At 73.5% G+C, this 24703-nt stretch carries 6 protein-coding genes; 2 read left to right on the top strand and 4 right to left on the bottom strand.

The genetic code is table 11. From position 1 onward, the window contains the following. Window positions 1–187 precede the first annotated feature (187 nt). The gene (locus tag ACZ5ID_RS29090) at window positions 188–799 is read right to left on the bottom strand and encodes a TetR/AcrR family transcriptional regulator (RefSeq protein ID WP_468903688.1); all 612 of its coding nucleotides are present in this window, start codon (window positions 797–799) and stop codon (window positions 188–190) included. 127 nt (window positions 800–926) lie between these two features. Here ACZ5ID_RS29090 and ACZ5ID_RS29085 point away from each other — a divergent pair, with 127 nt between their 5' ends. Together ACZ5ID_RS29085 and ACZ5ID_RS29080 are read left to right on the top strand one after the other, a co-directional pair. Next, window positions 927–1865, top strand: a complete 939-nt coding sequence (locus tag ACZ5ID_RS29085; protein ID WP_468903686.1) for an alpha/beta fold hydrolase — start codon at window positions 927–929, stop codon at window positions 1863–1865. Window positions 1866–2175: 310 nt separating this feature from the next. After that, window positions 2176–2418, top strand: a complete 243-nt coding sequence (locus ACZ5ID_RS29080) for a hypothetical protein (protein WP_468903684.1) — start codon at window positions 2176–2178, stop codon at window positions 2416–2418. A gap of 1383 nt (window positions 2419–3801) precedes the next feature. Here the strand turns inward: ACZ5ID_RS29080 and ACZ5ID_RS29075 are convergent. The 3 genes from ACZ5ID_RS29075 to ACZ5ID_RS29065 form a co-directional block, all read right to left on the bottom strand. Beyond that, on the bottom strand, window positions 3802–4329 hold the full coding sequence (locus ACZ5ID_RS29075) for a GNAT family N-acetyltransferase (protein ID WP_468903681.1): 528 nt from the start codon (window positions 4327–4329) through the stop codon (window positions 3802–3804). Window positions 4330–4449: 120 nt separating this feature from the next. After that, on the bottom strand, window positions 4450–4653 hold the full coding sequence (locus ACZ5ID_RS29070) for an MbtH family protein (RefSeq protein WP_468903679.1): 204 nt from the start codon (window positions 4651–4653) through the stop codon (window positions 4450–4452). 143 nt (window positions 4654–4796) lie between these two features. Then, window positions 4797–24698 (bottom strand): non-ribosomal peptide synthase/polyketide synthase, encoded by a 19902-nt coding sequence (locus tag ACZ5ID_RS29065; RefSeq protein ID WP_468903677.1) that lies wholly within the window; start codon window positions 24696–24698, stop codon window positions 4797–4799. Window positions 24699–24703: the final 5 nt, after the last annotated feature.

Raw genomic sequence — 24703 nt, 5'->3', positions numbered from 1 at the left:
GACACGATCCACGGCTTCGACTGACGCTTCCCCATGACCACATCAACGAGCGATCAAGCCGACAGTCACATGATCAAACCACTTTTGTTAGAGCCGGTAAAGGAAACCGGCCTCACCCTCAACGACATCACACCAGCAAGGTCAGCCGTGCGCTCTGGCCCAGCGGCACCTTACCTTGGGGTCCCGTTCACGTGCGGGCGGGCGAGAAGATCCGGTCCAGGTGATGCTGAAGTATGGCGATGGCCGACTCCGGACTCCGCTGGCCGACGAGGACACTGGTGCCCATAGTCGCTGCCATCGCGAGCAGGCTGATCGCCTCGGTGCGCGCGTGGGCGTCAGAGTCGGCCAGACCGGCTTCCTGGGCCTGCTCGAGAAGCCCGGTCAAGGCGTTCTCCGCGGCGTCGGGGTTGTCGATGAAGGGCTGGGCCGCCAGCGCCTCATCGGTCACCGACAGGATGGCGTAGGAGCTGTACAGCAGGTGGAATGTACGGCTCTCCTCGTCGGTCGGCAGCGAGGCCAGCAGCAGCGCCTCCACCATGGCGCGCGGGCCCGGATCGGGTCCGGCGGCGGCCAGGCGGGCACCCACCCTCGCGGTGAAGCGATCGGTCAGGTGCCGCAGGCCGTAGAAGAGCAGCTTCTCCTTGGTCTCGAAGTAGTACTGCACTAGCCGGAGCGACACACCGGCCTCTGCGGCCACGTCGCGCATGCCGACGGCGTGCAGCCCCCGCCGCCCCGCGACCTGGATGAGCGCCTCGGCGATCTGGGCACGCCGCTCCTCGTGATCCACACGTTTCGGCATGGTCCCGTCTCTCCGCCCGTCGATGGTGGGTCCGTGCTCCGCGGCCCGAACCCCTTCATAATACCGATGTACCACACTGGTGGTACGGTCGTACCACGAAGAACGGATCTTCACAGGAGGTGCCGCCGTGCCCAAGAACACCGCCCGCGCACGCCGCGATGTCGGCCGCTACGTCAACGACGCCCTGCGCGACCGCTACTTCGCCGCCGCCGACGTGCTGTACGCGATGGGGGCACCCGCCCGCTCCGAAACGGACGTCGAGACGAGCTTCGGCACCACCCACGTCTACCGGTACGGGCCCGCGGACCCCGCCGCCGAGGCCCGGACCCCGATCGTCCTGATCCACGGGGCTGGCTACAGCTCGGCAATGTGGTACCCCAACACCCCTGGGCTCAGCCTCGACCGCCCTGTCTACGCTCTCGACACCCCAGGCGACGCGAACCGCAGCGTCCACCGCGAGCCCATGTGGCAGCCCGAGCGCGCCGCGCAGTGGATGGACGAGGCCCTCGACGCGCTCGCCCTCGACCGGGTCCACCTCGTCGGCTCCTCCTACGGCGGCTGGCTCGTCCTCAACCAAGCCCACCAGCGGTCCGGACGGCTCGCCTCGGTCACCGCCCTCGACCCCGGCGGCCTGGAGAAAGTGGGCCTGCGCTTCTTCGCCTGGGTCTTCGTGAGCCTGTTCGCCACCTTCGCCCCGAAAGCGCTGCGTCCCCGGCTCGCCAAGTGGCTGGACCAGCCGGTCATCGCCATCCCCGAGATGCGCAAGTGGATCCAGCTCGGCGCTCGCGCGTACCGGATCCGCCGCCCCGCACCGCTGCCGCTGCCCGAGGAGGCGCTGCGGTCCATCCGCACCCCGCTCTACGTCATCATGGGCAAGCACAGCCTGCTCGTGCACCCCAAGCGGCAGCTGGAACGCATACCCCGCCTCGTCCGCGGAGCCCGCGCCGAGATCATCACCGCGACCGGACACGGCCCGCAGATCGACCACCCGGACGTGGTCAACGCCCGAATGCTGTCCTTCATGGAGGACGTCGACTCCCTCGACCCGGCTACGGTCGACTCATAGGCCTACGCCAGGGAAACCGGCGACCCCAAAGGCCGCTTGAGAGAAGGCCCCAGGGAGCCGATCGCCTGGCCCGACCACGGCACCGACCACACGCTGCGGAAGGCCGACCACAGGCCCGACCATGGCTGGTCAGCACGGTACGCCCTGGATTGCCGGGCGGTCTGTCCGTCATGGTGCGGGCAGGGAAGGACACGCAGCTATGAGCGGCACCACCCGCCCGACGCCGACCCAACGGGAAACCGCCACCGCGCGCGGCGTAACTGGCTCCAACCAAGACCATGTCGAACGAGTAGACCTTCGGGATCCCGACATGGGCGAGGATCTTGCCCTCGTCGCCCCAGTCCACTTGCGCCTCCTCGCGCAGTGGGTGGAGCGGGAAGGTGCGGACCGGCCGGTACCGCGCGCCCGCAGGGAGGAGGTTGCGGTCCAGGGCGAGGCGAAGCCGGTGGTGGTGAAACGGGGCGTGCGGGTCTCCAACACCAAGTCCCGGCGGGACAAGCTCACCGCCGACCAGCTCGCCGCCCTCGCGCAGCTGGGGGTGGACTGGGCGTGACAGGTTGCCCGGCTCGTCGTTGAGCGGGGAGGTCAGCGAAGTGGAGGCCCCGGGACGCCGTAGAGCCCGGGGCCTTCGCCTTGTTCCTGGCACCGGACGGCGGTGCAACACGCACGGCAACGCGGGCCCGAGACCGGCCTTTGGCCGCACAGGACACCGGTGCAAAGGAGTGGGGCCTCGAGGCAGGCGCAAGGGACGGCCGCTCACATCCAGGCGCGGTCTGTCCGACGCCGCCCACGTCCTGACGGAACCGGGCTGACATGGTCAGGCCCGCCAGTTTCGGCTGGGAGCAGGCGATGGTGCCCGTTCGTTGCCGAGGCGAAGGGCGAGCAGGCCAAGGGCGGGCTCTAGGAGGCCGCTGGGCGCCTGACAGGCGATGAGCGGATGGGCCGGCGAGGGCCGCGCGGCGCCGGTCGGCCACGTCCTGGCAGCGGCCCCCGCCCCTTGTCCCGGGACCGGGGCCATGCCGCACCCTGGGCACCGGCCCACGCCCCACAACTCCCCCGTCCCACCGACCGCCCGCCGAATCGGTAGGGTCGGGCACTGGGCACTCCAGGCTGTGCCGACCACTGGTGGTCTTCGTTGTGGTCGCCGAACTTCATCGGAGCGGACTGCGCTCAGAACGGCGCAGGGCGGCGAGTGCCTTGCCAGGTATGTGCGCTGAACTCGGTTACACATGGACAGGCCGTCTCGATCGAGACTGGCTCTTGTGTGAGTTGAACAGAGTCAAGGCTCAGCCAGGTGAATACATCGACGAGAGCTACGAGCGGTGGCGCCTGCACGGCCTGCCGGTCTGGGCGGCGCTTGCTGCGGGGATGGCGCCCATGCCTGGATCGCGCCGGATCGTCGGACGGCGACCGAACCAGCCGTGATGTCGGCCCGCGGCGCCGGGGCTACCTGTGCAACGGCGTGTTCTCGGGCGCGCGAGGATCTGATCGGCTGTCCCCAGCTGCCGGCTGAGACAGGTGAGGCTCCGCCAGCTCCATTGAGACTGGGGGGACCGGACCCGACGGACCACGTCGACTGAGACACCGGGCGAATCGGACCAAATCATGTGAGACCGGGACCCGATCGACTGAGGCGGGACAGCAAGGGCGGCCGGTGTCGGTCGGCGACGCCTGTGCCCGCTGTTGTCCTATGACAGTCGATCTTCCTCCCTGCCGCTGAATCTTGCTCAAGCTCGGCTTGTTGCCATTACGGTTTACTCGATTTGGGGCGAGGTGACCGGATGAGCACGGCGGGTGCGTTAACCAGCCAATCGGTGTACCAGGATCGGAAGCCGGGGCTCACCGGCACGAAGCCGCCCCAGTCCGGGTCGATCTGCCAGATGCCCGGCCAGCGGTGCCGGACCCGGCGCAGCGTGCACCGGGCCCGCCGCGATGACTACAACAGCTGAGGTTGCGCGCCTCTGACCGTGGGCACGACCAACATTTTCGTCACCGTTCCGTCGTCGCCGACGACATCGCGAACGTGCCGGAAGCCGAGCCGCTCGCACATCGTGAGGCTGGCGGTGTTCTCCGCGCCCACCATGCCCCACGCCTCAGTCAGACCCAGGTTGTCGGCCGCGTGCACCAGCAGCCCGGTGACGATCTCCCTGCCCAGGCCCCGGCCCCAGTATTCGGGGATCAGTGCGGTGACCAGCTCGTGTCCGGGAACGTTGCCCGTCTTCTTCACCTCGGCGTGCCCGACGTAGAGCCCCCCCAGCCACAGGCCCCACACGTCGAACAGCCCCCGCGGGTAGACCTCGTTCAGGATCGAGCGGAACAAGGCCCGGATCTCGGGCTCGGGCACCAGGTCCTGCCCCATCCACCGGCACACCTCCTCGTCGCGGAGCAGGGTCACGAAGTGGTCCTCGTCCTCGGGCCGGTAGGGGCGGAAGAGTAGGCGATCGGTGTGCAGTTCGGGGGTCACAGGCTGCTCCTGGGTGTGGACTCGATACGGTAGGGCGCCAGGCTGTCGTAGCAGTCAGTGCTGGGAGGGCCAGCCAGGAGGTGGGGGACCGCCCGGGCGGTCCCCCACCGTCCGGAACTGTCAGGCCTCGGCGTTCTCCATGCGCTCGCGCAGGCTGCGGGGACGCATGTCGGTCCAGACCTCGTCGACGTAGGAGGTGCACTCGGCCTCGGTGCCCTCCTTACCGACAGGCTGCCATCCTGCGGGGACCTCCACGTCCAACGGCCACAGAGAGTACTGCTCCTCGTCGTTGCGCAGCACCTGGTAGCGGGTGTTCTCGTCCATCTCTCTTTGTCTCCTTGATTCGTTCGATGCCGGTGGGTGGCGGCTGGGGTATGCGGGGCGGGTAGGGGCGGGTGGGGCCCGTAGGGGCCGCAGGACGTGTCCGCCGGTCCCGTGAGTCGCCGTGAGGCGTGGGGGTGCGAGGCTCACCTGCCTCCTCGGGCGTGGCGGGCGATGTGGCGCAGCGCCTCGGCGAACTCCTCGGCCACCCGGCGCACCGTCGCGGTGTCGTGCAGGGACGGACGGTGGTGCCACGTGAAGGCGAGCCGTCCGTTCTGGACGGCGCCGACCACCTCCAGGGGGTGGGAGCCGCCGTCGCGGGGGTCGTGGTCCTGTCCGAAGGAACCGTGCTGGGTGCGGATCAGGCCGCTGCCGGCGGCCTCCGGGTGGGCGTCCCACTGGCCGAGGTAGTTGAACACCACCTGCCCGTGGGCGCTGCCGCCCAGGCGCTCGCGGACCTGGGGCGGACCGAACGTGCGCAGGGCGCCGAAGCCGATACCGTTGCCGGGTACGGCGCGCAGTTGGCGGCGTACCTCCTTCACCAGCCCCCGCCAGTCGCGTTCCGGGCCGAACCGACCGGGATCGGTGACCCGCAGGGCGACGGGGTGGACGCTGGTGAACCAGCCGACCGTACGGGACAGGTCCACGCCGTCGAGCAGGTCCTCGCGGCCGTGCCCCTCCAGGTCGAGGCGGACCCGGTCCTGGCCGGTCCAGCGGGCGAGGGCGAGGGCGAGGGCGGCGAGCAACACGTCGTTGATGCGGGTGCGGTAGGCGGTGGGGGCCGCCCGCAGCAGGGCCTCCGTGTCCTGCTCGTCGAGTTCGACGCCGATCACCGCGATGGGTCCGTCGTCGGTCCGCGCCGGGGCGGGCTCGGCCTGTACCACTCCCTCCCAGTACGGCAGTTGGTGGTCGAGGCCGCCCTCGGCGACATGTGCGGCGAGGGCGTGGGACCAGTCCCGGAAGCTGGTGCCGCGCTCCCCCAGGTCAACGGTCCCGCCCTGGAGAGCCTGCCGGTAGGCGCGCTCCAGGTCGTCGCTGAGGATGCGCCAGGACACGGCGTCGACGACCAGGTGGTGGGCTACCAGCAGCAGGTACGCGGGGCGCTGGGAACCGCCGGTGAACAGGGCCGCCCGCAGTTGCGGGCCTCGGGCCAGGTCGAAGCCGGCATGCAGTTCGTCCGCTGTCTTCTCCATGACCGCGTCCGCGTCCTCGGCGGACAGCCCGTCCAGGTCATGCCGGACCAGGATGCCGTAGTCCGCCCGCTCGCGCCCGGCGGGCGGCGGGTTGAACTGGTGCCAGCCGTCGCCGTCGTGAGTGAAGCGCATGCGCAGGGCGTCGTGGTGGTCCAGCAGGGCGTTCAGGGCGGTGTCGAGGGCGTCGGGGTCGGGGGCGCCGTCGAGTTCGAGCAGCGCCGACTGGTTGAAGTGGTGGTGGGCGGCGCGCGGCGTGGTGAGGAACCACTCCTGGATGGGGGTGAGGGGTACGTCGCCGGTCACGGGGCCGTCGGCTTGCCGCTGCGGGGCCGCGCGGACGACGTCGGCCAGCGCACCGAGCGTCTGGTGGGTGAACAGGTCGCGGGTGGCCAGGTGGAGGCCGTCACGGCGCAGGCGGGAGACGACCTGCATGCTCAGGATGGAGTCGCCGCCCAGGGCGAAGAAGTTGTCGTCGACCCCGATGTCGGCGACGCCCAGCACGTCGGACCATATCCGGGCGACGCGGCGCTCGGTGTCGGTGCGCGGCGGGATGTGCGCCCGTCCGCCGGGCCGGGTGGGCCCGGGGGCCGGCAGGGCCTGGCGATCGAGTTTGCCGTTCGGGGTGAGCGGCAGTTGCCGCAGTGGCACGAAGAGGGAGGGCACCATGTGGGGCGGCAGCAGGCCGCCCAGGTGCGCGCGCAGCTCCTCGCCCGGGAGATGTCCGGCTGTGTCCTCGTCGGGGGCTTGCCGCGGGACGACGTAGGCGACGAGGCGTGCGGGAGCGGTCGTCGCACTGTCGGCGGGCGGTGCCACGTCCGTGCGTACGATCACCACCGCGTCCCGTACCAGGGGGCTGCGGCGCAGGGCGCTCTCTATCTCGGCCGGCTCGATACGGAAGCCGTGCAGCTTGACCTGGTTGTCCACGCGCCCCGCGTAGACGAGTTGACCGTCCGCGCTCCAGCGCGCCAGGTCGCCGGTGCGGTACATGCGATCTCCCGGCGCCCCGTACGGGTCGGGCAGGAAGCGCTGCGCGGTCAGCCCGGGACGGCCCAGGTAGCCGCGGGCCAGGCCGGGACCGCAGACGTACAGTTCACCGGTGACGCCGGTCGGCACCGGGCGCAGGGCGGTGTCCAGGACGTACAGGCGGGTGGCGCCCGAGGGGCGGCCGATGGGGGGCGCGGCCGGGCCCGGGGTGAGCGGGTCGGTCCAGCTCGCGACGACGGTGGCCTCGGTCGGACCGTAGGAGTTGATCATCCGGCGGCCGGGGGCCCAGGTCGCGACAAGCTCGGCGGGGCAGGCCTCGGCTCCCACGATCAGGGTGCGCAGGCCGGGCAGGTCGGAGGCCGTTTCGGGCGCGAGGGTGGCGAGCGCGGCCGGGGGGATCAGGGTGTGGCTGATGCGCCGCTCGGCGAGCACCTGGCTCAGCCGCTCCCCCACCAGCGGGCCCTCCTCTCCGGTGACCAGGGTGGCTCCGCTGAGCAGGGCGGTGCACAGCTCCAGGACGGAGGCGTCGAAGCTGGGCGAGGCGAACTGGAGAACACGGTCGCCGGGGCCCGCGGCGTAGCGTTCGGCCGCCGCCGCGGCGAAGGAGGCGAGGCCCCGGTGGGTGACCGCGACCCCCTTGGGGGTGCCGGTGGAGCCGGAGGTGTAGATGACGTAGGCCAGGTGGGCGGGGGTGAGCGGGGCCGTGCGGTCATCGTCGGTGGGGGCGGTGTCGGGTCCGTCGCCGTTCCAGACCTCGGCCGGGTCGGTAACGGTACGGTAGGCGCCCGCGTCGCGGATCATGAACTCTCTGCGTCGGTGCGGGTAGTCGGGGTCCACGGGCAGGTAGGCGCCGCCTGCCTTGGCCACAGCGAGCTGGGCCACCACCATGGCGGCCGACCGCGGCAGGGCGAGGGCGACCACCCGCTCGGGCCCGACGCCGTCGCGGACGAGCCGGTGGGCGAAGCGGTTGGCAGCCTTCTCCAGTGCGGCGTAGGTCAGCTCGCGGTCGCCGTCGTCCAGGGCGACTGCGTCGGGCGTCCTGGCCACTTGCCGGGCGAAGAGCGCCGGCAGTGTCGCCTCGGCAAGCGCGGGGTTGCGACTGTCCCTGCCCTGCTCCAGCAGGGTGTGGGCTTCCTCGGCCGAGGTCAGGGGCAGGGCGCCGAGGGGACGTGCGGGGTCCTCGGCGACGCCGGTGAGCAGGGTGGCGAGCCCGGCGGCTATCCGGTCGGCGGTGGCCTGGTCGAACAGGTCGGTGTTGTAGGTGAGCAGAGCGTGCAGTCGGCCTTCCGGCGTCTCGGCGAATTCGAAGGTGAGGTCGAACGCCGACTGCCGCGAGTCGGTCTCGACGTCACTGACATCCAGGCCGGGCAGGTCAAGGCCGACGGCCGGGGTGTTCTGCAGGACGACCATGGCCTGGAACAGCGGGCTGCGGCTGGTGTCCCGGACCGGCTGCACCTCGTCCACGACCCGCTCGAAGGGCACGTCCTGGTGGGCGAAGGCGTCCAGGACGGTGCGCCGAACGCCGGTCAGGAAGTCGGTGAACGGCAGGCCGTCCTCCATCCGCGAACGCAGCACCAGAGTGTTGACGAAGAAGCCGATGAGCCCCTGGGTCTCCGCCCGGTCGCGCCCGGAGGTGACGGTGCCGACGGTGATGTCCCGCTGGCCGGACAGCCGTGCCAGGTATGCCTGGACGGCGGCGACAAGCGTGGTGAACAAAGTGGTGCCGTTCGCCCGGGCGAGCCGGTTGAGCCGCTCGGCGGTGTCGGCGGGCACGACCAAGCGGGTGCTGGCGCCGTTGCTGGTGCGCACCGCGGGGCGGGGCCGGTCGGTGGGCAGCTCCAGGGGCGCTACGCCGGACAGGTGCCCCTTCCAGTAGGCGAGTTGCTCCTCGGCGTCCGCTGCTCCCGCGGTGCGCTGCCAGTGGGCGTAGTCGGCGTACTGGACAGGCAGGGCGGGCAGTTCGCCGCTCTCGGCGCCCAGAGCGGCGCGGTAGAGGTGGGCGAGGTCGCCGACGAGGACCGAGGTGGACCAGCCGTCGGTGATGATGTGGTGCAGGGTGAGGGCCAGCACGTGCACGTCGTCGGCGAGCCGCACCAGGCGGGTGCGCAGCAGCGGCCCCTCACGCAGGTCGAAGGGGCGCTCGCGTTCCTCGGTGAGCAGGGCGTGCAGGGCGGGTTCGCGCTCCGCGGGCGGCAGCGGCGTCAGGTCGTGGGGCGGCAGCGGCACCGGACGGGCAGGGTGGACGACCTGTATGCCTTGGCCGTCGACGCTCTCGAAGGTGGTGCGCAGCGACTCGTGCCGTGCCACCAGGCCGTTCAGGGCCTGGGTGAGCGCCTCGGTGTCCAGGCGGCCGCGCAGGCGCAGGGCGAGCGCGGTGACGTACTCGCTGCCGCCGGGCGCGAACTCCTCCAGGAACCAGAGGCGTTGCTGCGCATACGACATCGGGGACGCGCCGTCGCGGGCGACGGGGACGATGGCCGCGGCGGCGGGACGGCGACGTTCGGCCAGGAGCCCGGCGATCCCTGCCGGGGTGGGGCGCGTGAAGATGTCCCGGGGCGTGAGGTCGGCGCCGAAGGCATCGGAGAGGCGGGCGGCGAGCCGGATGCTGAGGATGGAGTCGCCGCCGAGGGCGAAGAAGTCGTCGTCCGCGCCGAGCGGTTCGCTGCCGAGCACCTGGGCGAAGGCCTCGGCGGCGCGGACTTCGGCAGGCGTGCGGGGTTCGGTCCGGCCCCGTGTGGTGACGGCCGCGGGCGCGGGGAGGCCGGCGCGGTCGACCTTGCCGTTGGCGCTCAGCGGCAGGGCCTCGAGCGATACGACGTCGGTGGGCACGAGGTAGTCGGGAAGGGTACGGCCGGCGAACTCCCGCAGCTTCGACGGATCCCGTCCGGCCTCGCCGACGACGTAGGCGACCAGGCGTTTGACACCAGGCTGGTCCTCACGGGCCAGCACGGCCACGTCCGCGACGCCGGGGTGGGCGGCCAGAACGGCCTCGACCTCGCCGGGCTCTACTCGGAAGCCGCGGATCTTGACTTGGTCGTCGGCGCGGCCGAGGAACTCCACGGTGCCGTCGGGGCGCCGTCGTGCCAGATCGCCGGTGCGGTACATGCGGCTGCCGGGCGGGCCCGCGGGGTCGGCGAGGAAGCGGGCGGCGGTGTCGCCGGGGCGGCCCAGATAGCCGCGTGCGACGCCCTCCCCGGCCAGATACAGCTCGCCCGCGCTGCCCGGGGGCACCGGTCGCAGCCGGGCGTCCAGGACGTGGACGTACATGGTGTCCAGGGGCCGGCCGATGGGCACGGTGTCGGGCACGGCCGCGGGGTCGGTCAGCGCGTGGGACGTGGCGAAGGTGGTGGCCTCGGTGGGGCCGTAGCCGTCGACGACCGCGAGCCCTGGACAGGCGGCCAGGACGCGACGGACGGCGGCGGACGGGACCACGTCGCCGCCTGTCCACACCTGCCGCAGTCCGGCGAAGCAGTCCGGCGCGTCCTGGGCGAGCAGCCGGAACAGCCCGGCGGTCAGCCACAGCGCGGTCAGCCGCCCGTCACCGGCGAGTCGGCGCACCAGGGGCGCGTCGACCGTGCCCTCGGGGGCGACGACGACGCTGCCTCCGTTGAGCAGGGGCGCCCATACCTCGAAAGTGGCCGCGTCGAAGGCCACCGGGGAGTGCAGCAACACCCGGTCGCAGACCCCGTCGGCGAACCGGCTGTCGGTGGCCAGCGCCGCCACGTCGCGGTGGCGTACGGCAACCGGCTTGGGGCGGCCGGTGGAGCCGGAGGTGAACATGATGTAGGCGAGCCGGTCGGGGTCGACGGGTGCCAGCGGGCCGCCCTCTGCACCGCTGCGGGCGGCGGCCACGTCGGCGGCGGTGAGCTGGACCGTGGCGCCGGCCAGGGCGAGCAGGGTCCGGCGGCGCTCCTCGGGGGCCCGCGTGTCGACCGGCACATAGACGCCGCCCGCCGCGAGGACGGCGAGCTGGGCGACGACGAGGTCGGTGGAGCGGTCCATCACCAGCGCCACCCGCCCCTCGGGCGTGAGGCCGCCGTCAACCAGCCGGGCGGCCACGCGCTGGGCCCAGGAGGCGAGTTGCCTGTACGTCAGCTCCTCGTCGCCGTCGCGTACGGCGACGGCGTCCGGGGTGCGGCGGGCCTGCTCGGCGAACAGGGCGACAGGGCTGCGCGGCGGTGTCGTACGGGCCGGCAGGCGCCACTGCGCCAACAGGTCACGATCGGCCGGGGCCAGCCCGTCCAGAGCGGCTACCTCGCCCTCCAGTGCGTCGGCGAACGCGGTGAGTACCCCGGCAAGGCGGTCCACGGCGCGTTCGACGGTGACGGCGTCGAAGAGCGCCGGATCGTAGGCCAGGTCGAAGCCGAGGCGTTCGGCGAGGTGGGCACGCAGGCACCAGGCGAACGTGGGGGCGTCATCGGCCCGCACCTCGGCGACCCGCACCCCGGTGCGGGCGGTGGCCGACTCGTCGACCGGGTAGTTCTCGAAGACCACCATGCTGTCGAACAGCGCCTCCCCGGACCGTACGGCACTCTGGGCCTGGATACGGGGCAGTGCGAGGTGGTCGAAGCGGCGGGACTCGGTCTGGGCCTCCTGCAGGCCGCGCAGCCAGGCCAGCACTCCCCCACCGGACAGCCTGACCCGGGTGGGCACGGTGTTGATGAACATGCCGATCATGCCCTCCACGCCGGGCAGTTCGGCCGGACGGCCGGAGACCGTGGTGCCGAACACCACGTCCTCGCATCCGGCTCCCCGGGCCAGCACCAGCGCCCAGGCACCCTGGACCAGCGTATTGACGGTCAGCCCGGCACGGGCCGCGCGCTCGCGCAGCCGCCCGGAGACCCGCTCGTCCAGCGCGTGGCTGACCTGCGCGGTGGCGCGGGCCCGGTGCGCCTCATCGGGGCTGCGGTCGTAGGGCAGCGGGGTGCGGGTGGTGAACCCGGCGAGCACCTCGCCCCAGTGGCGTTCGGCGGCCCCCTCGTCCTGCTCGCGCAGCCAGCGTACGAAGTCCGCGAAGGGGCGGCGCGCCACGGGCGCCGGGTCCGGACCGCCGGTGAGCGCCGCGTAGTGGTCGCACACCTCGGTCAGGAGCTGGCCCGTGCTCCAGCCGTCCAGGGCGATGTGGTGGCTGGACCACAGCAGCAGCACGGCATCGCCAGGCAGCGCGGCCAGGGTGAGCCGGGTGAGCGGCGCGGCGGTCAGTTCCATGCCCGCCGCGCGGTCCTGTGCGATCAGCTCCTCTGTGCGCGCCGCGCGCTCGGCGGCACTCACCTCGCGCCAGTCCAGGTGGCACACGGGCAGCTCGACGTGCCGGTGGACGACCTGCACGGGCTGCGGCAGGTGACGCCAGTGGACGCTGGTGCGCAGCGCCGGGGTGCGGTCCACGACCTGCTGCCAGGCGCGGGCGAACGCCCGCGGATCGGCGACCCCGTGCAGCTCTACCGCGATCCGGTCGAAGTAGGCGCCCTCGGTGTCCATCAGGCCGTGGAACAGCATGCCGGACTGGAGCGGGGTGAGGGGCAGGACGTCCTCGACGTGCCGGCCGTCGCCCACCAGCCGGTCGAGCAACTCCTGCCCCAGAGCGGCGAGCGGGAAGTCGGACGGGGTGCGGCCGCCCGCGCCGGGCAGCGCGCAGTGCTCCACGACGTCCCGCAGGGCCGCGAGCATACGGTCGGCCAGAGCCCGGACGGTCGCCTCGTCGTGGACGGCCGCCGGATAGGTCCAGCCCAGCTCCAGCCGCCCGTCCTGGACGACGCCGGTGACGTCCAGGACGTAGGGGCGCGGGGCGTCCGGGTCGGTGTCACTGCCGGTGGGGGCGAGCACGGCGGTGAAGGGTCCGTCGTCGGTCGCGCCGCCCGCGTCCCACTGGCCGTGGTAGTTGAAGCCGATCTGCGGTGCGGGAGCACCTGCCAGGGGGCTGTGCGGCAGAAGGTGGCGCAGGGCGCCGTAGCTGACGCCGCGTACGGGGACGGCACGGAGCTGTTCCTTGACCGAGCGCAGGGTCTCACGCCAGTCGGCACGGGGATCGACACGCAACGCGAGCGGGAACTCGGCGGTGAACCAGCCGACCGCCCGGGACAGGTCGACGTCGTCGAAGAGGTCCTCGCGGCCGTGTCCTTCCACCCCGACCAGAACCGTATCGCGCCCGCACCACTCGGCGAGGGTGTGTCCCAGGGCGCTGAGCAGCACGTCGTTGACCTGAGTGCGGTACACCTCAGGCACCCGGCGCAGCAGGGCGTCGGTGGTCTCCGTGTCCAGGGCGACGGTGACCGTGGCCGCGGTGGCGTACGTGTTGGGGCCCGGGCGTCCGGCGGGCAGATCAGCCGGGGCCTGGGCGGTGCGCAGCCAGTGTTCGAGGTCGGGGTCGAAGCCGCCGGAGCGCGTGTGTTCGGCGAGCCGTGCCGCCCAGCGGGCACCGGAGGTTCCGGCGGGCGGCAGCTCCACGGCGCGCCCGGCCGAAGCGGACCGGTAGGCGTCGGCGAGGTCGGCCGACAGCACACGCCAGGAGACCCCGTCGACCGCCAGGTGGTGCACGGTGACGACGAGTTGGGCGGGCCGGTCCGGTCCGAGGTCCAGGAGCAGGCAGCGCACGACGCGGCCATCGGCCGGGTCAAGTCCGCTCTGGGCGCGCTCCGTGAGCCGGTGCGCCCGCGTCTCGGCGGCCGCGTCGTCGAGCCCCGTCAGGTCGTGGCGGCTGAGGACGGCGGCCGGCGCGGCGGGCAGGACCTCCTGCTGCCAGCCGGAACCGGTGTGGACGAAGCGGGTGCGCAGCGCCGGGTGCCGGGCGACGACCGCGTCGACGGCCCGCCCCAGGGCCGCGTCGTCGGTGGCCGCGCGCAGGGCGAAGCGCTGGGTCATGGTGAAGCGCAGCGGGCCGCCCGGCCGTCGTCCCTGCAGGTACCACTGCTGGATGGGGGTGAGCGGAAGGAGACCGGTGGGCTCCTCGTCGGCGGCGGGTACAGGAGTGGACTCGGTGGCGCTCAGGGCGAGTTCGGCAATGGTCTGGTGCCGGAAGACGTCCTTGGCACTGAGGGCGAATCCGGCCTGCCGGGCGCGGGAGACGATCTGGATGCTGAGGATGGAGTCGCCGCCGAGGGCGAAGAAGTTGTCGCGGGCGCCGACCCGCTCGACGCCCAGGACATCGCTCCATATGGCGGCGAGTGCCTCTTCGGTTCCGGGCCGGGGGGCGACGTAGGGCGTGCCGCCCTCGGGCTGGGCGGGCGGGTCGGGCAGGGCACGGCGGTCGGTCTTGCCGCCTGCCGTGCGCGGCAGGCGCTCCAGCGTGACGAATGCGGCGGGCACCATATGGTCGGGCAGGGTGCGGCGCAGCCGCACCCGCAAGTCGTCCGGCGAGGGCGGGGTGGCGGTGGCGGCCACCACATAGGCGACCAGCATCGTACGCCCGGCGTGTTCGCGGGGGGTGACGGCGGCGTCGGCGATGTCCGGCAGGGCGAGCAGAGCGGCCTCGATCTCGCCGGGTTCGATGCGAAAGCCCCGGATCTTGACCTGGTCGTCGGCGCGGCCGAGGAACTCCAGCACTCCGGCCCCGTCCCAGCGGACCCGGTCGCCGGTGCGGTACATCCTCGTTCCGGGCGCGCCGAACGGATCCGGCAGGAAGCGGGTGGCGGTCGGTCCCGGCCGGTGCAGATAGCCGCGGGCGACCTGGGCGCCGCCCAGGTACAGCTCGCCGGGCGTCCCTGTCGGTACCGCGCGCAGGGCGCCGTCCAGAACGTAGGCGCTCAGTCCGCCGCCGGGCCGGCCGATGACGGGACGCCCGGCGCGGGCGGTGACGGCGCCGTAGACGGAGTCGACGGCACACTCGGTGGGGCCGTACATGTTCAGGACGGTGACGCCAAGTGCCTCGTGTGCCGCGGCCAGGTCACGCCACAGCCCGGTGGGAACGGCCTCGCCGCCCACGAGCAGCAGCCCGGGATGGTGCCGGCCGGGAGTGAGGAGCCCGGCGGCCAGGAGCTCCCGCAGGAACGTCGGCGTCACGTTCACCAGGTCCAGGCGGTCGGCGGCCACGCGGGCGCAGAACGCCGCGGGGTCCAGCCGCGTGTCATCGTCGATCAGGTGGACCTGCTGGCCGAGGGCGAGCAGCAGCGGCCCTTCCCAGGAGGTGTCGAAGGCGAAGGACGCGCTGAGCGCCGCCCGCAGCCGGGTGCCGTCGGCGGTGTGGGGTGCGACGAGGGCCTCGCGGTGGTCGTGGCAGAGATTGACCAGCTGGCGGTGTTCGACGGCGACGCCCTTGGGGCGGCCGGTGGAACCCGAGGTGTAGACGACATAGGCGGTGTTCTCGGGCCGCAGGGGGCCGGTGCGGTCGGCGTCGGTGGGGTCGTGGGCGGGCAGGTCGCTCTCGGCCGCCGCGCGCAGAGTGTCCTCGGTGAGCAGGGTCCGCGGCCGGGCGTCGTCCAGCAGGAGGCGGACCCGTTCCTCGGGCAGGCGCGGGTCGAGGAAGAGGAACGCGGCGCCCGCCTTGACGACCGCGAGCAGCGCCACCAGCACGGCGGAGGTCCGTGGCAGGCGTACGGCGACCACGCTCTCGGGTCCGGCGCCCTGGGCGATGAGATGGTGGGCGAGCCGGTTGGCGCGCTCGTTGAGGGTGGCGAAGTCCAGGGTGGTGTTGGGCGCGACCAGTGCGGTCAGGTGCGGCGTCCGGGCGGCCTGCTCCTCGAACAGGGCGGGGAAGGTGGTGGCGGCCGTGGGCAGCGGCCGGCCCTGGCCGAGCCGCAGGAGCTGCTGCCGCTCGCTCCCCGTCATCAGCGCCAGCGCGCCGACAGCGCGCTCCGGATCGTCGGCGACGGCCTCCAGCAAGATGCGCAACCGCTCGGCCAGGAGCTCGACGGTGGAGCGGTCGAACAGGCCCGTGCTGTACTCCAGATATCCGGTGAGACCTTCGCCGTCCTCGACGAAATCGAAGGCGAGGTCGAAGGTGGCGTGCCGGACCGGCGGGGTCACCGCCGTCACCTCCAGCCCTGGCAGCGCCGGTACCTCGTTCCCCAGGTTGTGCAGCGCGACCATCACCTGGAACAGCGGCGTGCGGCTGGTGTCGCGCTCGGGCTGGACGGCGTCCACGACCCGTTCGAAGGGCACCTCCTGGTGGGCCACGGCCTCCAGCACGGTGGTGCGCACCTCGCTCAGCAGGTCGCGGAAGGGCAGCTCCGGGCGGACCCGGGCCCGCAGGACCAGGGTGTTGACGAACATGCCGACCACATCGTGGAGTTCGGGGTTCTCCCGCCCGGCGGTGATCGTGCCGACCGTGACGTCCTGCTGGCCGGTCCAGCGGGCCAGCAGGACCTGGCAGGCGGTCAGCAACGTGGTGAACAGCGTGGCGTCGGCCTCACGGCCCCGGGCGCGCAGCCGGTCGGTGAGCGTGGCGGGCAGGGTGAAGGTGACCAGTGCGCCGTCGCCGGTACGGACGGCGGGGCGCGGCCGGTCGGTGGGCAGATGCAGCGGGGCCACGCCGTCCAGCGCGCACCGCCAGTGGGCGAGGTCCGCCTCGGCCTGGGCGCCGCGGGTGCGCTGCCAGGCGGCGTAGTCGGTGTACCGCACCGGCAGGGCGGGAAGGGCGGGTGGGCGCCGCTCGAGGGCCGCGGCGTACAGCTCGCCGAGGTCGCGGCCGAGGACGCCCATGGACCAGCCGTCGGTGACGATGTGGTGCACGGCAAGCACCAGGACGTGTTCCTCGCCGTCCCGTCCGGCCAGCCGGGCCAGGCGGGCCCGTAGCAGCGGGCCGCCGGCGAGGTCGAACGGCTGGGCGGCCTCGCGCGCCACCAAGGCGTCCAGTGCGGCGGTGTCCGGGCAATCCTGGGTGCGCAGGTCGACGGGGGTGGCCGGGTGTACGACCTGTCGTGCCTGGCCGTCGTGTTCGGCGAACGTGGTGCGCAAGGCCTCGTGGCGCGCCACGAGGCCGTCCAGGGCCGTGCGCAGGGCTGCCTCGTCGAGGTGCCCGTTCAGGCGCAGGACGGCCAGGGTGGTGTACTCGGTGCTGCCCGGCTCGAATCGGTCGAGGAACCACAGCCGCTGCTGGGCATGGGAGAGCGGCACCGGGGCGCCGGGGTCGGCGGGTGGGATCGTGGCGGCGGCATCAGGTGCTTCGCCCGCGTCGCCGAGGGCGGCCGCGAGATCGGACAGGGTCGGATGGGTGAACAGCATCCGCGGCGAGATGTCGGCGCCGAAGGCCGCGCGCAGCCGGGAGACGACGCGAACGGCGAGGATGGAGTCGCCGCCCAGGGCGAAGAAGTCGTCATCGGCGCCGATCTCGGCGGCGTCGAGGACGTCCGCCCAGGCAGCGGCGACGAGCCGTTCGGCGGGCGTGCGCGGTTCCCGGCGCTCGCCGTCGCCGGCGAAGCCCTCGGGGCCGGGCGTCGGCAGGGCTCGCCGGTCCAGCTTGCCATTGGGGGTGAGCGGCAGCGCCGCCATCGGCACGTAGGCGGCGGGCACCATGTGCGCGGGCAGCGACCGCTGGAGGTGGGAGCGGAGCTCCGCGGCCGACGGCGTGCCCGCGCCGGTACCGACGACATGGGCGACCAGGCGGCGGGTGCCGCCGGCGTCCTCGTAGACGCCGACAGCCGCCTCGGCGACCTGGGGATGGCCGTGCAGGGCGGCCTCGATCTCGCCCGGCTCGATGCGGTAGCCGCGGATCTTCACCTGCTGGTCGGCGCGGCCCAGGTACTCCAGGGTGCCGTCGGCCCGTCGCCGGGCGCGGTCCCCGGTGCGGTACATACGGGTGCCCGGGCGGCCGAAGGGGTCGGCGAGGAAGCGCGTCGCGGTCAGGCCGAGCCGGTTGAGGTAGCCGCGCGCCAGGCCCTCACCGGCGACGTAGAGTTCGCCGATCGCCCCGGGAGGCGCGAGGTTCAGCGCGTCATCCAGAACGTAGGTCCGCAGGTCGGGGATGGGGGTGCCGATGGGGCTCGCCGCGCCGCCCCCCGTCGTTGCCCGGTCGAGTGCGGCGTAGGTGACGTGCACGGTGGTCTCGGTGATGCCGTACATGTTCACCAGGCGCGGTGCGGTGTCGGGGTGCCGCCGGTACCACTCGCCGAGCCGGGACACATCGAGGGCCTCGCCGCCGAAGACGACGATGCGCAGCGCCAGCCGGGCGCCGACGTCGGGGTGCTCGGCGTCGGCGCGGATCAGCGGATAGAACGCGGAGGGCGTCTGGTTGAGGACGGTGACCCGCTCGTCGGCGAGCAGGCGCAGGAAGTCCTCCGGGGAGCGGGCGGTGTCGTCGGGGACGACGACGAGCCGGCCGCCGTGCAGGAGCGGGCCCCACAGCTCCCAGACGGAGAAGTCGAAGGCGTAGGAGTGGAACAGGGTCCACACGTCGGTGTGGTCGAAGCCGAACCGGTCCCGGGTGCGGCTGAAGAGGCGGACCACATTGGCGTGCGGCACGACGACACCCTTGGGGTGGCCGGTGGAGCCGGAGGTGTAGATGGCGTAGGCGGGGCTCTCGGCTTCCGGGCGGTGGCCGGGTCCGGCCGGGCCGTCGGCGGGGCGCCGGTCGAGGTCGGCGCGGACTTGGGGGTCGTCCAGGCGCAGCACGGGCACGGCGGTCTCCGCGGCCGTCGGCGCGGTGGTGACGAGGACGACGGGGGCGGCGTCGGCGAGGAGCCGGGTGATGCGTTCGGCGGGCAGAGCGGGGTCGATGGGCAGGTAGGCGGCGCCGGTCTTGAGGACGGCGAGGACGGCGACGACCAGGTCGGTGGAGCGGGGCAGGGCGAGGGCCACGTACCGCTCGGGCCGGGCGCCGAGGGCGGCAAGGCGGTGGGCCAGCCGGGCGGCGCGGGCGTCCAGGGCGGCGTAATCGAGGTGTTCGGTGCCGCAGGTCACGGCGATGGCGTGCGGGGTGCGGGCGGCCTGTGCCTCGAAGAGGTCCACCAGGGTCTCGGTGGGGCGCTCCCCTTCGGTGCCGTTGGCCTCGGCGAGGATGCGGCGTCGTTCCTCGGGGGTGGTCCGGGCGAGCGTGGCGAGGGGGCGCTCGAGGTCTTCGGCCAGCTCGGTGAGGAGCCGGCTCAGCCGTCCGGCGAGGTCGGCGGCGGTGGTCGCGTCGAACAGTTCGGGGTCGTAGGCGAGGTCGAAGCCGAACCGCTCTCCCTGGTAGGCGCGGAGGACGAGGGCGTAGTTGGTGGCGTCGCGGGAGGAGACGTCGGCGAGCCGCACCCCGGAGGTGGCCGTGTTCGCGGTGTCGAAGGGGTAGTTCTCGAAGGCGACGATGCTGTCGAAGAGGGCGCTGCCGGACGGCACGTCGCTGACGGCGGTCAGCTCGGCCAGGGAGACGGCGGCGTGGCGGCGCGCCTCGGCCTGCGCCGTCTGGAGGTCGCGCAGCCAGGCGGCGGCGCTGCGGCCGCTCTCCACGCGGACCCGGGTGGGCAGGGTGTTGATGAACATGCCGACCATGTCCTCGGCGCCCGGCAGGTCGTCGGGACGGCCGGAGACGGTGGTGCCGAATAGCACGTCCGGCTCGGCGGCGTAGCGGGACAGCAGCAGCGCCCAGGCGCCCTGCACCAGGGTGCCGAGGGTGAGTCCGGCAGTGCGGGCGGTGCGGGTGAGCCGCGCGGAGACCTCGTCGGACAGAGCGGTGGTGTGCACGGCGGCAGAGCGTGCCTCGTGCCCGGCGGGGCGGGGCCGGTCGGCGGGCAGCGGTGTCGGAGTGGCGAAGCCCGCCAGGACGTCGCGCCAATGGGCGCGGGCGGCGTCGAAGTCCTGTCCGGCGAGCCAGCGGACGTAGTCACCGAAGGGCCGGCGCACGGGCGGTGCCGGTTCGGCGCCGGCGGTCAGGGCCGCGTACTCGGCGATGACCTCGGTCAGGACCTGGCCCAGGCTCCAGCCGTCGAGGAGCAGGTGGTGGGAGGTCCACAGCAGGTGCAGACGCGCGTCGGGCAGCCGGACGAGGGTGAGCCGCATCAGGGGCGCGGTGGCCAGGTCGAGGCCGTGGGCGAGGTCGTCGGCGCGCAGCCGCTCCAGGCGGGCCGCCCTCTCCCCCGCGTCCAAGTCGCGCCAGTCGAGTGTCTCGACGGGCACCTTGACGTGCCGGTGCACGATCTGGAGCGGTACGGGCACGTCCTGCCAGATGACGGAGGTGCGCAGGGCCGGGGTGCGGTCGGTCACGCGCTGCCACGCGGTGACGAAGACGTCGGGGTGGCTGACACCTTCGATGAGCAGGGCGGCCTGGTCGAGGTAGACGTCGTCCGCGCCGCCGACCAGCCGGTGGAAGAGCATGCCCTCCTGGAGCGGGGTGAGGGGCAGCAGGTCCTCCACCTTCCTGCCGTCGCCGACGATCCGGTCCACCGCCGCCTGGTCGAGACGGGCGAGGGGGAAGTCGGAGGGAGTGCGGCCGCCCGCGTCCGGGCGGGCGCAGTGTTCGGTCACGGCGGTCAGCGCCCGCAGCATGGCGTCGGCGAGGCCGCGGACGGTGGACTCGCGGTGTACCTGGTCGCTGTAGTGCCAGGTGATCTCCAGGGCGCCGTCGCTCACCACGGCCGACACGTCGAGGAGATGGGCGATCCGCTCGTCGCCGCCGATGTCTCCGGGGGGCACGTCGGCGACGGGCTCGAAGTCGCCACCCGCGGACGGCGTCCACTGTCCGTGGTAGTTGAAGGACACCTGGGGCAGCGGGAGTTCACGCAGCGCCCGGACGGCGGGCGCGGGTGAACCCAGGCGGGCCAGCGCCTCGTGGCTCAGTCCCCGCCGGGGTACGGCCCGCAGGCGCTCCTTGACGGACTTCAAGGTGGCGGCCCAGTCGGGGGCGGCTGCCGGGCCCACCGGGGTGAGGGTGACGGGGTACTGGCTGGTGAACCAGCCGACGGTGCGCGACAGATCAGCGCCCTCGACGAGGTCTTCCTCGCGGCCGTGGCCCTCCAGCGCGACGGTGACGTGCGGGGCGTCCGCCCAGTCGGCGAGGGTGCGGCCGAGCGCGCTCAGCAGCACGTCGTTGATCTGCGTGCGGTAGACACCGGGGACGCGGCGCAGCAGCGCCTCGGTGGTGGCGGCGTCCAGCCGTGTGCTTACGGTACGCACGGAGCCGGCCAGCGGGATGCCGGGCAGGTCGACCGGGAGCGGGGGGCGTGGCCGGGTGGCCTCGGCGGTCCAGTAGGGCAGGTCGTCGTCGAGTTCGCCGTCCCGGACCCGTGCGGCGAGACCGTGCGCCCAGGCGGCGAACGGGGTGTGCTCGGGCTCCAGACGGATCTCCTCGCCGGCGGCGGCCTGCCGGTATGCCTGCTCCAGGTCGGCGAGCAGGACGCGCCAAGAGACGCTGTCGACCGCGAGGTGATGGGCGGTCAGGAACAGGCGTGGGCGCGCGCCTTGGTCCGCCGGGAGCAGGGCGGCGCGTAGCAGGGCGCCCGTGGCGGGGTCGATCGCCGCGCGGGCGGCTTCGGCGGCTCCGGCCAGGTCGGCCCCGTCGTGGCGGATGAGGTGGCCGGTGGCGGGACCGGCGCCGGGGTGCTGTCGCCAGGTGTCACCCTCGCGGACGAATCGGGACCGCAGCGCGGGGTGGTGGGCGACGACCTCGTCCAGGGCGCGGGCGAGCGCCGTCTCGTCCAGGGCGTGCGGCAGGTCCAGGAGCATCGACATGGTGAAGCGGCGCAGCGGACCGTGGGCGGCGAAGAACCACTCCTGGACCGGGGTGAGCGGGCCGGGGCCCGCCGGCTGCGGGCACGGCGCGGCCGGGGCGGACCGGGGCGCGGCAGCGGCGACGAGGTCGGCGACCGTCTGGTGGCGGAAGACGTCCTGCGAGGACAGATGCAGTCCGGCGGCGCGGGCGCGGGAGACGGCCTGAATGCTCAGGATCGAGTCGCCACCCAGCTCGAAGAAGTTGTCGGTGACACCCACCCTGCGTATCCCGAGCACCTCGGCCCAGATTCCGGCGAGGGCCTCCTCCTGCGAGGTGCGCGGGGCGACGAACTCCCGTGCGGCGTCGCCGCCTTCGAGGTCCGGGGCGGGCAGGGCCCGGCGGTCGAGCTTGCCGCTGACGGTGAGCGGGAGCGCGTCCAGCACCGTGAAGGAGGACGGCACCATGTGGTCGGGCAGCACCCGGCGCAGCGCCGCGCGCAGGCTGCCCGCGTCCGGCTCGGACGCCCCGGGGGCGGGGACGGCGTAGGCGGCCAGCCGCAGGTGGCCGTGGGCGTCCGGCAGCGCGACGACCGCGGCGGCCGCGATGCCCGGCAGGTCGAGCAGCGCGGCCTCGATCTCGCCGGGTTCGATGCGGTGACCGCGCACCTTCACCTGGTCGTCGGCGCGGCCGAGGTAGTCCAGACGCCCGTCCGCGGTCCAGCGGGCCAGGTCGCCGGTACGGTACATCCGGGTGCCGGGCGGGCCGTAGGGGTCGGGCAGGAAGCGGGCGGCGGTCAGGCCGGGGCGGCGCACGTACCCCCGGGCGAGCTGCTCGCCCGCCAGGTACAGCTCGCCGCCGACGCCCGGCGGCACGGGCTGGAGCCGGTCGTCCAGGACGTAGGCACGGGTGTTGGGCAGCGGGCGTCCCACCAGCGGCCGGCCGGTGCCGTCGATCCGGCACGACAGCGCGTCGACCGTGCACTCGGTGGGGCCGTAGAAGTTGTACGCGGCCACGTCAGGGTGGGCGCCCAGCTCGCGCCAGAGAGCGGGACCGAGGGCCTCGCCGCCGAGCATGAGGACCCGGGGGCGGTGGCGCGGGTCGGTGAGCAGTCCGGCGGGCAGCAGTTGGCGCAGGTACGAGGGGGTGAGGTCGAGGAAGTCGACGCGGTGGGCGACGACGTACTCCACCAGCGCGGCCGGGTCCATCCGGGTGGTCTCGTCGACCAGGTGCAGCGGGTGGCCGTCGGCGAGCAGCAGGACGCCTTCGAGGGAGGTGTCGAAGGAGAAGGAGGCGGTGAGCGCGACCCGCAGCGGTCCGCCGCCCGCCTCGGCGACGAACCCGGCGCGGTGGGCGGCGAGCAGGTGGGCGGCGGCCCGGTGGGACACACTGACGCCCTTGGGGCGGCCGGTGGAGCCGGAGGTGTGGATGACGTAGGCGGGGTGCAGCGGGTCGAGGGGGGCGAGCCGGTCGGCGTCGGTGGGGTTGGTGTCCGGCAGGCCCTCGGGCACGGCGGCGAGCGCCGCCGCGTCCAGGACCAGGGCCGGACGGGCGTCGCCGAGCAGGAAGCGGACACGTTCCTCCGGCAGGTCCGGATCCAGCGGCAGATAGCCCGCACCGGACTTCCACACGGCGAGGATGGCCACGATCATGTCGGCGGTGCGCGGCAGCCGTAGCGCGACGAGCCGTTCCGGGCCGGCGCCCAGGGCGATGAGGTGGTGGGCGAGCCGGTTGGCGCGGGCGTTGAGCGCGCCGTAAGCGAGCCGTTCACCCCCCGCCACCAGGGCGAGGGCGCCGGGGGTGCGGGCCGCGCGGTCCTCGAAGAGGTGCGGGTGCAGGTCGTCGGCGACGGGCAGGGCGGTGGCGTTCCAGTCGCGGGTGATCTGCCGCGCCTTCGCCGCGGACAGCAGCGGCAGGGTGCCGAGCGGCCGGTCGGGGGCATCGGTCGCCGCGGCCAGCAGGTGCAGGAACTGGTCGGCCATGCGGCGGGCGCTGTCCGGGTCGATCAGATCGTTGCGGTACTCCAGCAGCCCGGTCAGAGCATCGCCGTCGGGGACGAACTCGATGCTGAGGTCGAAGGTGGCCGCCTGACGGGGCACGGATACCGGGGTGAGCGCCAGCTCCCGCGGGGCGGTCGTGACCGCGGGCGGATCGGGGTGGAGCAGGACCATCACGTCGAACAGCGGGTTGCGGCCCGCCTCGCGGGGCGTGCCCACCGCTTCGACGATCCGCTCGAAGGGAGCGTCGCCGTGCGCGAAGGCGTCGTTGACGGTCTCGGCGGTGCGGGCCAGCAGGTCCCGGAAGGATCTGTCCGGCGCCACCGGCGTGCGCAGCACCACGGTGTTGGCGAAGAAGCCGACCGTGCGCTCCAGGTCGGTGCGCGTGCGGCCCGGGGTCAGCGAGCCGACGGTGCTCTCGTCCTGCCCGGACCAGCGGGCCAGGAGCGCCTGGGCGACGGCGACCAGGGCGGTGTGGAGGGTGGTGTGATGCTGTCCGGCGAGTGCGCGCAGCGCACGGGTGCGGGGGGCGGGGACGGTGAAGGAGTGAACGGCGCCCGCCCCGGCCTCCTCGCCGCGCCGGGGGCGGTCCAGCGGGAGTGCGGGGGCGATCGCGCCTGCCAGCCGCTCCTTCCAGTGGGCGAGGTGGCGCTGCAGCCGCTCCCCGGAGAGCTGCTCGCGCTGCCAGACGGCGAAGTCCGGGTACTGGGCCGGCACCGGGGGCAGCTCCGGCGCGCTCCCCCGGGCCAGCGCCGCGTAAGCGGTGCACAGTTCGTCGAGGACGATGCCCATCGACCAGCCGTCGGTGATGATGTGATGTGCCGTCAGCAGCAGCACGTGCGTGTCGGACGCTTCCCGCAGGAGCGATGCCCGCAGCAGAGGGCCCGCCTCCAGATCGAAGGGGGCGGAGTACGCGTCGAGCAGAGCCGCCTCCACCTCCCCGGCCGGAACGTCCCGGACCGGCAGCGGCACCGGGGCAGCCGGGTGCACGCGCTGCACGGGGCGGCCGTCGGTCTCGTCGAAGGTGGTGCGCAGCGCCTCGTGCCGTTCCACGACCACGGCCAGCGCGCTTTCCAGAGCGACCCGCTCCAGGGGGCCGGTGAGGCGGACCGCGACCGCGCTGTTGTAACGGGCGTCACCGGGGCGCAGCCGGTCGAGGAACCACAGCCGCTGCTGGGCGAAGGAGAGGGGCAGCGGCCGGTCGCGGTCGGCGCGGGGGAGACCGCTGGGCGCGGCGCGTCCGGCCAGCCGCTGGCGCAGGGCTTCCCGCAGCTCATCGGGCAGGGCCGCGGCGCGCTCGCGCCGGGAAGGCTTCGAAGACGTCATCGTCG

This window comes from Streptomyces sp. NPDC031670, assembly GCF_055580545.1.
The sequence above is the reverse complement of the archived record's forward strand: the minus strand, read 5'-3'. Positions and strand labels throughout refer to the sequence as shown.

Excerpts from the sequence above, each read along its gene's own strand:
- ACZ5ID_RS29080 (WP_468903684.1), top strand. The coding sequence starts at position 2,176 with ATGGGCGAGGATCTTGCCCTCGTCGCCCCAGTCCACTTGCGCCTCCTC.
- ACZ5ID_RS29090 (WP_468903688.1), bottom strand. The coding sequence starts at position 799 with ATGCCGAAACGTGTGGATCACGAGGAGCGGCGTGCCCAGATCGCCGAG.
- ACZ5ID_RS29070 (WP_468903679.1), bottom strand. The coding sequence starts at position 4,653 with ATGGACGAGAACACCCGCTACCAGGTGCTGCGCAACGACGAGGAGCAG.
- ACZ5ID_RS29065 (WP_468903677.1), bottom strand. The coding sequence starts at position 24,698 with ATGACGTCTTCGAAGCCTTCCCGGCGCGAGCGCGCCGCGGCCCTGCCC.